The following is a 12,110-nucleotide window of genomic DNA, read 5'->3' on the forward strand; positions in this document are numbered from 1 at the left end:
CCCGCCGGCCTTGGAGAATGTGAAGCAGAGCTGGTATAATTTTGGTAAAGTGAGCCCTCAGGACAAGTTATTACCACTACTTACCCGTTTGTAGTTTATTTTTAGCCATAAAATTGGTTTTAGCTTTCCATTTTTCCGCGACTAAACGCTCTTCTGTTCATGAATGATGTTGCAATCGACTTTTCAAAAGTCCACCAAGTCCAGGTCTTCGGTATTACCATTCTGGAACCTTCCACTGTGTTATCGAGCCTTGCGATGACGGTTATTTGCCTCTATGCATTTTTCCACCTCAACAAGCTGGGGAGAGCGCATCGTATGTATAAACAAATCCAGTATTTCTTCCTTTTTATGGCAATTGCAACCGCAATCGGCGGGGTGTTGGGTCATGGTTTTTTATACCTCACCGGGCAGCGAGGTAAAATACCTGGCTGGTTTGCGAGCATGATCGCTGTGGCGTTGTTTGAGCGCGCCGCGATCTGGCACATCAAGCCGCTGCTAAACAAGCGAAATGGACAATATCTGGGCTGGCTGAACTACGTGGAGCTAACAATTTTCTTCGTGCTGACCTTCGTGACATTGAACTTCATCGTCGTTGAAATTCACGCATTCTACGGATTGTTCCTGATGCTGTTCCTGATAGAAATATATGTTTACAAGAAGCGCAAGGATCCGGGTAGCGTTAATATTTTCATTGCAACACTCTGGGGCGCAATTGCAGCCGGGTTACACGCATTGAAATTCAGCTTCGGGCCGTGGTTCAACTATAATGATATCAGTCACATTGCTATGGCAACTTCCATTTGGTACTACTACAAAGGAGCCCGCCAAATGACATATTATGGGGATGAAATGATTGTTCCTGAGAAGGTGATACAGGAGGAAGAGTGACACTTCGACTGCGCTCAGCGTGACAGGTCTTCGGCTCCGCTCAGACTGACAAGGTACGTAGGCTGCGCCGGGTGTGACAAGGTGTTACGTTGTTAACACTTCGACTGCGCTCAGTGTGACAAAGGAGGAGGGAGGAAAGGGAGGAAGGAATGTATTGGGGTAAAATAAAACGAAGGGGTGTCCATTTAGGCACCCCTTCGCATTTAAATCCGTTGTCCCTGTCCTCCTTTCTCCCTTACTTATTGGGTTGCGGCGTGTAGCGCAGGTATGGTTTCACGATGTTGAGACCTTTTGTAAATTTCTTCTCTGCATCTTCTGTGCTCACAGCGGGAACTACGATCACATCTTCTCCGTCTTTCCAGTCTGCCGGTGTTGCTACCGAGTAGTTTGCTGTCAGCTGCAGTGAATCAATTACGCGCAGGATTTCATTGAAATTACGTCCGGTAGATGCCGGGTAAGTCAATGTCAGTTTGATTTTTTTGTCAGGTCCGATCACGAATACAGAGCGCACAGTAGACTTTTCGCTTGCATTCGGGTGGATCATATCATATAGCTGAGCTACTTTCCGTCCTTCGTCTGCGATGATCGGGAAATTAACTTCTGTGTCATTTACTTCATTGATATCGGGTATCCAGCGGTTGTGTGAATCGATATCATCTACGCTCACTGCCAGTACTTTTACATTGCGTTTCTGGAACTCCCCTTGCAATAGAGCGGTTTTGCCAAGCTCTGTTGTGCAAACAGGCGTAAAATCCGCCGGGTGAGAAAACAGCAAGCCCCAGCTTTCGCCAAGCCATTCATGGAATTTAATTGGTCCCTGTGTAGTGTTTGCCTCGAAATCAGGGGCAATATCTCCAAGTCTGAGTGACATATGTTTATATATTTAAGTGAAACAAATTTAATCTACCAATGTTGTAGAGTTTAACACAAAATTAAAGAAATAGTTTCATTTGAAATCAAATGCAGGAGAATTCCTTTAACATCAAAAAACACCTCAGAAAAGCTGCATTGCGGCCATTCCCATACATTTAACCTGATTTTAAGGCGCCTTTAACTGCGTTTTAATTGCGGGTAAGCTCCTTTGGATAAAGAAAAGAAGCGTACACTTCTAATCAGCCGGGGACAATGCAGACGCCAACTACCACTATACTGGATGCGACCAGCTCGTTTGACGAGCAGGAGGTACTGCATGAATTGAGACGCTTTCTGCCAGCTCACCTAACTTTGACTGATTTTGTGTATCAAAATCCATTATCCGGTTTCCAAAATTTACATTTTCATGACGGTCTGCGCCACGCTTCTGAAATCCTCGGCTACCAGGTTTCACTTGCGCCGGAGGCTTACCGTGCTTTATACAATGCAAGGAAAGTAGCGCCAGAGCGACTGGAAAAAGTACTTCTCGAACAGAACGGCGGTGATGATACGTCTGAATGGAGAGAGCGGGTTTTGTTTAAAAAATACACTGGCAAATCTTATCCGCGGATCGGCGCATTGCGGGCTACCTGGAAGAAGACTTGTCGCATTGACCTGGATAGCCTCGTCCACCCTACTCTTTTCAGAATATTGAGTGGGTACCTCGATCAGGGAGTTGCGATCTGGAAATTCCCTGTACACGAAAACGGGTTCCTTGCTTCCATCCGGGAAATGGAGAAAAACAGTTTCGCTAGTATTTTCAAAACCAGCCGCGCGCGGAACCTGCTGGTTTATACCCAATGTGATATCCCTTACCTGCTCGACTTGCTGGTGGGAAATGAGCAGCTTTTTAAACAATACCTGTTCGACCAGCAATTTGCACATCCGGGATGGTCGGGGCTTGTGTCCACCCTGGAAGCGCAACTGGCAGTACTGCTTGGCGGTGCCGCCATTTCGCTGCACGATCTGATTGCATTTGAGCTGCTGCTTGAAATTGACGCACTCGACAAGCATTATGGAGAAAACTGGGCACCGCTCGCGGAAAGGATCAGTGAACCTCCGGTTGATCTCTTTGCCAGAGTGCCCGTAACTGAACTCAGCCGGGTAACAACGGTTTGGCAGGAGGCTTTTGAATGGAGCTACTACGACCAGGTACTCGCTTCCATCCAAACCCGGCAGCCAGACGAAAAAAGCCCCGATACCAAAAGCTTTCAGGCAATATGCTGCTCCGACAGCCCGGAAAGTACCTTCCGCAGCTCCCTGGAACAGTTTGATGCAGAATGCGAAACATTCAGCACGCCTGGCTCTTTTGGTGTTGAATTCTTTTATCAAAAGGCGCATTCGAAACTTTATGCCAAATGCGCGCCGGCAGGAACTTCCCCAAAACACCTGATTAAAGAGAATGCACCCAAACAAAACATTGTGGGTCAGATATATCCAACTGGGCAATCACATTCATTTTTACCAAAGCAAGAGAACTCGTTTTACAATGGTTTAAAACTGATAACGGGGAAAATCAGGCGCATTTTTAAATGGACTAAGCCGGAATTCCGCACCCGGGAAAGTGGGCATTTGTCGGGATTGACCGTAGAAAACAAGAGTATGACCGACCGTGAAAGTGGACTGCAGATCGGGTTTACGGTGCAAGAAATGGCAGACCAGGTTGAAACGCTTTTGCGTAGTATCGGACTTACGGACGCATTTGCACCGGTTATATATGTTACCGGCCACACTTCCGGCGCGCAGGAACTTTATCAGGCGGCTCACAATTGTGGCTTTTGTTCCGGCAACACGGGCGCGCTCAATGCAAGGGTATTAAGTGCAATGGCCAATCACGCAGGCGTGCGCGCGATCCTGCATTTACGGGGCATTATCATTCCGCCGGCGACCCAGTTCATTGCAGCGCTGCACGATACTGCCTCCGACGTGCTTACTTTTTATGATCTGGCCGCATTGTCGCCACGCAATCGTGAGGCGCACAGCAGCAATGCAGAGAGGTTTGAGAAAGCACTTGACCCTGCTGCAAAACATCAATTTCACAAACCCGGCATTCGTAGTGGCGGCCATTTAAGTTCGGAGCCTTCAATTACGCAGCAGGTTATTGCAAACCACGCAGGTAATACAGTTTGTGTGATAGGCAGAGCGTTTTTAACTCAAAATAACGGGTTTAAATGGCCTGCATACCTGAGCTCCTATGATTATACCACTGATCCCGGTGGCACTTCATTGCTGGACATCCTGAAAGTGCTGGTACCAGTTTGTGCAGGAACCAACCTCACTTACTTCTTCTCGAAGCTGGACAATAAGCAACTTGGTGCAGGAAACCGGCCGGAGTGGAATGCAATGGGACTTTTGGGAGTTGCAAACCGGAGCAATGGAGATTTGCGGCACGGATTACCCGCGCAAATGGTAGAAGATCACGAACCAATCAGGCTGCTTTTCATTATTGAGCAGGAGCCTCAGCTGGTATTGAGTACGATTAAAAAGCTGGGCGAAACTTATGAATGGTTTTACAACGAATGGGTGCATCTGGTTGCCTTGAACCCGGTTGACCAAGAATTTTATGTTTTTAGGGAAGGTAATTTTCAACCTTACAAATCGTATAGCCAAATCTTCCCGGGCTAAATACTACCTGGCAGCCGCATTTACTCCAATATGATTGCATTCATTTCAAATCACGTTTTCGTCCGGGTACTCATGGGATTGACAGGGCTCACAGCGGCATTGATTTCAACGGGCATTTCCCTGGTACAACCCTCTGTGAGGAAGCAGGTGGCTTACGCTTTCGTTGCGCAGCTCGGATTGGTACTGATCGAAATGGCTGCCGGCTTGCAGGTGCTCGCTATGGTACATTTAACCGGTAACGCTTTGCTGCGTATTTATCAGCTGGCTGCATTGCCTCATACGCTCGGCAGTCTGGCAAGTGAGCACCGGAAAAAGTGGGCAGATGCAGCTTATAAGCCCAACTCATTTCAAAAGAAGCTCTTTTTTACATTATATATATTGTGCATGAAGAAATGGAATTTAATGGCGACGCGGATTACCGCCCGCTGAAAAGCATTGTGGTTCATTCCACAATTAGCCTGTTCGTTTAAGTTTTTAGGAAACCATCTTGTTCGTGAAATGAGATGGTTTTTTGTTTAATTTGGTTAATCAGGATATCTCTGGTTCCGATTAAAGAAAACTATGGCCGTGAAGCTGCCCGTTTACCTCGATAACAATGCTACTACTCCCATGGACCCGCGGGTTTTGGAAGAAATGCTGCCCTACTTTTGCGAAAAGTTCGGCAACGCAGCCAGCAGAACGCATTCATACGGCTGGGAAGCAGAGGAGGCTGTCGATATTGCGCGTGAGCAGGTAGCTGCATTGATTGGCGCTCACCCCAATGAAATCGTGTTCACGTCGGGCGCGACAGAAGCTGTTAACCTCGCAATAAAAGGTGTACTGGAAGCCGACGAGCGGCCACATCAACATATTATTACTGTTTCGACCGAGCATAAAGCAGTATTGGATACCTGCGGGCACGTGGAGAACAATGCGGTACATGTGACTTATCTGCCGGTTGAGAGTGACGGAACCATCGATCTGCAATTATTGCAAAAGTCGATCACGGCCAGTACCGTCATGATTTGCGTTATGTATGCCAATAATGAAACTGGGATTGTGCATCCGATCAGGGAAATCGCGGCGATTGCCAGGCAGCACCACATACTTCTGCTCACAGATGCGACGCAGGCAGTTGGCAAAATCCCGGTGAATGTGCAGGAAGATGGTATCGATTTGCTTGCTTTCAGTGCGCACAAAATGTATGGACCCAAGGGAATGGGCGCATTGTACGTGCGTAAGAAGAACCCGGCGGTTATGCTCACAGCCCAGATCGACGGCGGCGGACATGAGCGCAACATGCGCAGCGGTACCCTGAATGTACCCGGCATTGTCGGCTTTGGTAAAGCTTGCGAGCTGTGCATGGAAGAAATGAGCGCCGAATCAGTGCGGCTGGCGAAGCTGCGTGATCGGTTTGAAACAGAACTCACTGCAATCGGCCGCATTCACATCAACGGAAATACGGAATCCCGCCTGCCGCATACTACCCATATTGCATTTGAAGGAATTGACGGCGAAAGGCTGATATTCGAAGCCGGGAGCGATGTTGCATTCTCCCGCAGCTCTGCCTGTTCCTCAGCCACTTTGCAGCCGAGCTACGTACTGAAAGCAATGGGATTATCCGACGAAACAATCCACAATTCATTCCGTTTCAGTTTCGGGCGATATTCGACGGAAGAAGATGTTGCGCATAGTGTGAAGGTATTATCATCAATTGTAAAAGCGCACCGCATTGAAAGAGATCAGTGAAATTATCAAATCGTACGAACAGGCTATTTCCACCGGTAAAAAAATGGCGCTCGCCACTGTGGTGCATGTGGAAGGCTCCTCTTACCGACGGCCGGGCGCGCGCATGCTCGTTACCGATGACGGACAACTTACAGGTGCAATCAGCGGAGGCTGCCTTGAAGGCGATGCACTCAGAAAAGCGCTGCTGGCCATTTCACAACAGAAAAACAAGCTTGTAACCTACGACACAACAGACGAAAATGACACAACACTGGGCGTACAGCTCGGGTGCAATGGCATCGTCCATATTTTGTTTGAGCCCATTCAGCCCGCACAGCCCGACAATCCTGTTGAGTTACTGAAAAAGGTTTTGGCGAAAAGACAGCATGCCGTCGCCATAACATTGTTTTCCCTGAACTCGCGCAACGGCGTGCAGCCCGGTACCTGCTTTTTGCATTTGCAAGATGACAACCTGGTTATCAATAAAGGCGAAGACCTGCTCACCTCCACGATCCTGATGGAGGAGTCAGTCAATGCCTATCAGCTCGGTGATTCGTTTTTCAAGAATTTTAATCTGCAAAAACAGGAAGTAACTGGTTTTATAGAGTATTTCAATCCCCCACCCGCGCTGATCATCGCAGGTGCCGGCAACGATACCATTCCGCTGGTCGAAATGGCGGCCGTGCTGGGCTGGGAAGTTACTGTTGCTGACGGTCGCGCGGGACACGCTACCAAACAGCGCTTTCCAAAAGCAAACCGGGTGGTTGTTGCAAAGGCGGAGGAGTTACTGACCCACGTACCTACCGACAGCAGGACATTTTTTCTGCTTATGACGCATAATTACAATTATGACCTTTCGCTTTTAAAATCTCTTGTTCTGAAAGATCAGTTCAGGTATATCGGTGCGCTCGGGCCTAAAAAGAAGCTGAACCGGATGTTTGACGAGCTCCTGAAAGAAGGCATTGAAGTCAGCGGATCGCAGAGATCCCGCATTTACGGGCCGGTTGGAATGGATATCGGTGCGGAAACTTCGGAAGAAATCGCATTGTCGGTACTTGCCGAAATCAAGGCGGTTTTGAATGATAAATCCGGCAGCTCGCTGAGGGAAAAGAAAGAGCCGATCCACAACCGTGCACAGAAAACAATGGAGTACAGCAAGGAGGAAAAAGATGAATTTCTTTGTGCGATTCAAAATGCGCATCCATAATGGAAGAAACTCCAAACCGGTATGCAGTGATTATCCTGGCAGCGGGCAATTCTTCCAGGCTGGGCGAGCCTAAGCAGCTGCTGGAATACCGGAACAAAACCCTCATCCGACACATTGCCGAAACTGCAACGGAAGTAGCAGGCGAAAGCGTAATCGTTGTGACGGGCTCCGCGGCCGCGTTGGTTGAGAACGAGCTGGCGGGACTTCCCTGTCGGACTGCATTCAACCCGCTTTGGCAGGAAGGAATGGCTTCGTCCATTGTGAAAGGTATCACGGTGGCAAAAGAGCGCTTTCCTGACATCGCCGGCTGCATTCTTACCGTGAGCGACCAGCCTTTCGTTACTGCCGAAATCCTGCAGGCTCTTATCGATAAAGCCGACGCGGGTGCAGCAATTGTGGCCGCCTCTTACGAGGGTACCATCGGTACTCCGGTCCTATTTACAAAATCGCATTTCAATCAGCTGCTGCAACTAAAAGGCAGCGAAGGTGCGAAAAAGCTGATTCTACTACATGGCAGTGAGGTAGCCGCTCTTTCGTTCCCGCTCGGCTCAGTTGATATCGACACCCAGGAAGATTACCGCAGGCTGCTCCGTAACACCTAGCAACCCCATTGAAGTTTTATTGATAAAAAAAATTTTCAGCTGATCTGCTGAAAAACGAATCCGCTTTTCTACATTTACAGTGTACTATTTACCTAGAACACTAAAACAATATAAACTATGATCCACCTTGACGGCATTTCCTTTGGATATAGTAAACATCACAAGCTGTTCGAAGACCTTACCTTAAATCTCAACTCCGGTCACATTTATGGATTGCTGGGAAAGAATGGCGCGGGAAAATCCAGTTTGCTGAGAAATATGGCAGGATTGCTTTTTCCACTTCAAGGGAAGATCACTGTGGCTGGCTATGAACCCCGGAAACGACAGCCAGCTTTCCTGCAGGACGTGTTTTTCATTCCCGAAGAAATTTATCTACCCTCCGTAACGATCGAAAAATATCTGGATATGCTCGCGCCATTCTACCCCAGGTTTGACGAGAAACAATTCAGAGGTTACATTACCGAACTGGACATTCCTGAGAAAAACAAGCTGACAGGTATGTCATACGGCCAGCGAAAAAAAGTGCTGATCGCCTTCGCACTTGCCGCCAATACGCGGGTATTGATCATGGATGAACCTACAAACGGGCTGGATATTCCGTCCAAAAGTCAGTTCAGGCGACTTGTATCGTCGGTGCTGGACAAAGACAGGCTGATACTCATATCCACACACCAGGTACGCGACCTGGACAATCTTATTGACTCCATTATCATTCTGGAAAACAGCCAGATCCTCTTACAGCACAGTCTCGACGTTGTTAACGAGCGGCTGTGTTTCGGGACATTAAGTTCTGTTGAAATGGACAGTCGCGTACTTTACTCAGAACCGTCCCTACGCGGTTATAGAGCAGTATTTGAAAACTCTGATCAGGAAGATAGCCGGGTTGATCTTGAACAGCTGTTTAATGCAGTGATGGAAAATCCTGCGCGCATCAGATCCATTTTCTCCTGAGCTCATGAAACAACTACTAATCATGTTCCTTGTTGTGCTCATTTTCCTGATCCAACACCTCATGCCATCTGTTTTTCCAGGCCAATATTAACAATCACCTTATGAATCAGACATTCGATATTCACCGCTTTACATTGGTACTTAAGCTGGACCTGGCGGAAAAAGGCAGGAATATGCTGCTGTTAGCAATACTCCTGATCTTCGCTTTGTTGCTGATGCTGCTGCCTATCACCATGTACCGCGAGCCGAGCGGGCTGCGGGAGGCACTACATTACCTGGCCTTATTCGTGGTACTGCTTTTCGGAGGCAGCTTTTATTCCAGCAACGCGCTTACGCAGTATTCCTCACCACAAACCTGTATTGCCGCATTAATGGTACCGGCTTCAAAATTTGAAAAGTATTTGAGTGCATTCGTTTTGAATATCATCTTCATCGTTCCATTCCTGCTCCTTTTCCTCAAACTTCATCATTACACCATTGATATCGGTAATTCGAAGATTCCGGCGGGAGGGTACAAATACAGTTACATCCAATCCGAGCCACTGCAATATTTTTATTTCAGCTACTTCATTCTGCATTCCATTGTTTTCCTGGGATCCATTTATTTCCCAAAGGCCTCTTATATCAAAACGGCGATCTTTATTCTAATCCTTGTTTTTACTCTTTTCTTCTTTAATACAGCAGTTGCAAGCTACTTTACGGGCTTCCCGACAAAAATTGTTGCGTTCCCCCTGACCGGCTGGAAAATCTGGGAGGGCGATAATGTGTATATGATCCGTGACGGACATACCAAATTTTACAATGTGCTTTTTCCGCCGGCTGCTATTTACATATTGCAGGCATTTGCTGCTATTGTGGCACTCAGTTTCTGGTTCATTGCTTACCTGCGTCTTAAAGAGAAGGAAATTTAACCTACGCTATTCATGGAATTTAAAGATAAACAAGCCATTTACCTGCAAATAGCAGACTACATCTGCGAGCAGATCCTGCTGGGCAAATGGCCGCCCGGAGAGCGTATCTTATCAGTTCGCGACCTGGCCGCTGCCCTTGAAGTGAATCCCAATACGGTGATGAGAACGTATGAATTTCTCCAAAACAAAGAGATCATTTTCAACAAGAGAGGAATTGGGTATTCAGCTGATGATAAGGCAATTGAAAGGATCCTGCTTTATCGGAAAGAGCGGTTCCTGGAAAGTGAGCTGCCGGATTTTTTCCGTACACTTTACCTTTTAAATATCAGCATGAACGAGTTACAGACGCGCTATGACAAGTTTATTACTGAAACCTATCCAGTCACGAATTAATTTCTACCAAAATGAAGCAAAGTAACATCTTCCTGATCGCACTCTTTTCGCTGACATTTCTTGTCTTGCTGGGTTCAAATCTGATTTTAAAGGCTGAATTCAACCAAATAGACCTGAATGATCCTTTTTATGGTTTCCGAAAAGAAACCGTGAAGCCATTCCAGTATGTAAAACTTGGAGGAAAAACATTTGGCCTCACAGAAATAAATCAGGGCGATAAGTTTGAAGTAATGGCATCACCAGAAAAGAAATACTACGAATGGAAAATCATAGGTGACACATTGGTTTTCAATTACAAGCGGGAATGGGAGCAATACGGGCCATTTACCGAGCAGACTTTTAATATCGCGCCCAACTTCTATATCACTGCTCCGCGAATAAAGACGATCACAGCTGACAATGTACCTCTCAGGGTTAAAAACTGGAAGAAGGGGGATTTGGCTATCTCAATGAAAAATGGCGTCTTACTTCTGACTGATAATGCGATCGAAAACCTGGACACTGATGTCAGATCGGGCGGGTTGATCAGGTTTGGGGGACGTAACAGCATTGGGAATGTAAATATTCAGCTGAGGGACAGCAGCAGCCTGAAAGTCGAGAAAGACACCTTCAAATCGTTCAAAGCTGATATAGACACGCTTGCTCACATAGAGATACCCGGAAAATTGTACGAGAAACTGCGGTAGCAAAAGAAATGCCGGGCATTTAACCGCCCGGCATCTTAACAAACATCTCGTCGTAAATCCTTTATTTCACACCCAGCATCAAACTTGTGCTGCCGCCTGCATTGGTGGTAGGTAATACACCGTTCCATTTCGAAACCCACTCCTGCTGGATCAGCAGCGGCGTCAATGTTTTCTGCCGCAGCTGGTTTGCCTCCGCTTCCGCCCTGGCTTTGATCAATGTAGCCTTTGCCTGTCCCTCTGCTCTTGCGATAATTACTTTCGCTTCCGCCTCTGCCTGTTTCGCCATATTCTCAGCTTTTAATCTTGCTTGTATCGACGTATTTTTCTCATCGATCATTTGTCTGAGTGAAGGCGGAGGCGTAATGGCGGAGGTAAGCTGGTCGTAAATGAACCCGTCTTTGCCCAGTGTTTTGGTTAAAACGTTTTGTACCCGGTCTTCGAAAACTTCGCGGTTTGACATCACGCTATCAGAAGTAAATGAGTTGGCAACGATCCGGTAGGCGTCGTAAATCGTGTTTTTCATAAATCCCTGCTGAATTTCACCTAGCGGACGGCGGTACTGGCGGTATATCTGTGGGACTTTATCAGGGTTAATGTGATAGTTCAGCTTCGGATCAACCTTGAATTCAGCGGCGTCTTTGGTTGTGATCACAAATGAATCATAATCTACACTCTGCGTGTAAGTAGGGAATTCGATAATCTTGGTCGTCCACGAATTGTACCATACGCGGCCGGTTACCATGGTTATATTATCAACGCCTTTGTCGCTCCCGTAAAGATTAATGCGGATACCTACATTCCCGGCGTCGATATTCTCGAAACTGAAAGGTTGTACTGTAATAATGATCGTCAGAAGAATAAAACCGATTAAGCCAAGTATAATGTTTCTTCTCATATGGATTATAGTTTAGATTTAAGTAGTTGGAGAATGTGATCCAGTTCGCGGAAAAGGTAATAGAGCGCAGCCAGTATCACTGCCAGACCACTGAAAACCAGTAAGTCATGCTCTGCATTGACGAGCCGCAGGGAATAGGTAATCACGATGATCACCGCGAGCATTTTCAGGAGATGTTGCATAGTTTGGTTGAGGTTTGTTGGAATAAATGTACAGTTGCGGCTTTCAAACGACGGCTTATTTTTATCCAATGGTTTCCAGAGATTTTAAACGCAAGATTTTGCCACATAAAAAAAGGCGCCCTGTGAATCAGAGCGCCTTTCATTTACCTGA

Annotated in this window: 13 protein-coding genes; 10 read left to right on the plus strand and 3 right to left on the minus strand. The window is 46.9% G+C overall.

Features of this window, described 5'->3' with window-relative positions; translation table 11 throughout:
* Window positions 1–159: 159 nt before the first annotated feature.
* Window positions 160–888: a DUF6962 family protein gene (locus tag AC1XTG_RS12670; RefSeq protein ID WP_484842240.1), complete on the plus strand. Its 729-nt coding sequence runs from the start codon at window positions 160–162 to the stop codon at window positions 886–888.
* A 235-nt stretch (window positions 889–1,123) separates the two neighbouring features.
* Here the strand turns inward: AC1XTG_RS12670 and AC1XTG_RS12675 are convergent, their stop codons facing one another.
* Window positions 1,124–1,759: a peroxiredoxin gene (locus AC1XTG_RS12675; protein WP_056281726.1), complete on the minus strand. Its 636-nt coding sequence runs from the start codon at window positions 1,757–1,759 to the stop codon at window positions 1,124–1,126.
* A gap of 254 nt (window positions 1,760–2,013) precedes the next feature.
* Here AC1XTG_RS12675 and AC1XTG_RS12680 point away from each other — a divergent pair, with 254 nt between their 5' ends.
* From AC1XTG_RS12680 to AC1XTG_RS12720, 9 genes are all read left to right on the plus strand, one after another.
* Entirely contained in the window at window positions 2,014–4,425 is a 2,412-nt protein-coding gene (locus AC1XTG_RS12680; protein WP_484842241.1) for a putative inorganic carbon transporter subunit DabA, read from the plus strand.
* A 30-nt stretch (window positions 4,426–4,455) separates the two neighbouring features.
* The gene (locus AC1XTG_RS12685; protein ID WP_484842242.1) at window positions 4,456–4,854 is read left to right on the plus strand and encodes a proton-conducting transporter transmembrane domain-containing protein; all 399 of its coding nucleotides are present in this window, start codon (window positions 4,456–4,458) and stop codon (window positions 4,852–4,854) included.
* A gap of 138 nt (window positions 4,855–4,992) precedes the next feature.
* Window positions 4,993–6,153 carry a cysteine desulfurase family protein gene (locus tag AC1XTG_RS12690; protein WP_484842327.1) on the plus strand — a complete coding sequence of 387 codons (1,161 nt, stop codon included), beginning with the start codon at window positions 4,993–4,995 and terminating at the stop codon, window positions 6,151–6,153.
* Window positions 6,137–7,339, plus strand: coding sequence for an XdhC family protein (locus AC1XTG_RS12695; protein WP_484842243.1), 1,203 nt, complete (start codon window positions 6,137–6,139; stop codon window positions 7,337–7,339). The genes AC1XTG_RS12690 and AC1XTG_RS12695 overlap by 17 nt, the downstream gene beginning before the upstream one ends.
* A complete protein-coding gene (locus AC1XTG_RS12700) occupies window positions 7,339–7,941 on the plus strand; it encodes a nucleotidyltransferase family protein (protein WP_484842244.1) in 603 nt (200 codons plus the stop codon). The genes AC1XTG_RS12695 and AC1XTG_RS12700 overlap by 1 nt, the downstream gene beginning before the upstream one ends.
* A 117-nt stretch (window positions 7,942–8,058) precedes the next feature.
* Window positions 8,059–8,892, plus strand: coding sequence for an ABC transporter ATP-binding protein (locus AC1XTG_RS12705; protein WP_484842245.1), 834 nt, complete (start codon window positions 8,059–8,061; stop codon window positions 8,890–8,892).
* A 101-nt stretch (window positions 8,893–8,993) separates the two neighbouring features.
* Window positions 8,994–9,803, plus strand: coding sequence for a hypothetical protein (locus tag AC1XTG_RS12710; protein ID WP_056281707.1), 810 nt, complete (start codon window positions 8,994–8,996; stop codon window positions 9,801–9,803).
* 12 nt (window positions 9,804–9,815) lie between these two features.
* On the plus strand, window positions 9,816–10,196 hold the full coding sequence (locus AC1XTG_RS12715; RefSeq protein ID WP_056281705.1) for a GntR family transcriptional regulator: 381 nt from the start codon (window positions 9,816–9,818) through the stop codon (window positions 10,194–10,196).
* 11 nt (window positions 10,197–10,207) lie between these two features.
* Entirely contained in the window at window positions 10,208–10,882 is a 675-nt protein-coding gene (locus AC1XTG_RS12720; RefSeq protein WP_484842246.1) for a GIN domain-containing protein, read from the plus strand.
* Between the two features lie 61 nt (window positions 10,883–10,943).
* Here AC1XTG_RS12720 and AC1XTG_RS12725 read toward each other — a convergent pair whose 3' ends face one another.
* Together AC1XTG_RS12725 and AC1XTG_RS12730 are read right to left on the minus strand one after the other, a co-directional pair.
* Entirely contained in the window at window positions 10,944–11,777 is an 834-nt protein-coding gene (locus tag AC1XTG_RS12725) for an SPFH domain-containing protein (RefSeq protein ID WP_056281698.1), read from the minus strand.
* A gap of 5 nt (window positions 11,778–11,782) precedes the next feature.
* Window positions 11,783–11,959 (minus strand): hypothetical protein, encoded by a 177-nt coding sequence (locus tag AC1XTG_RS12730; protein WP_200942723.1) that lies wholly within the window; start codon window positions 11,957–11,959, stop codon window positions 11,783–11,785.
* Between the last annotated feature and the right edge of the window lie 151 nt (window positions 11,960–12,110).

The organism is Dyadobacter sp. HNCC25DJ183 (assembly GCF_056895175.1).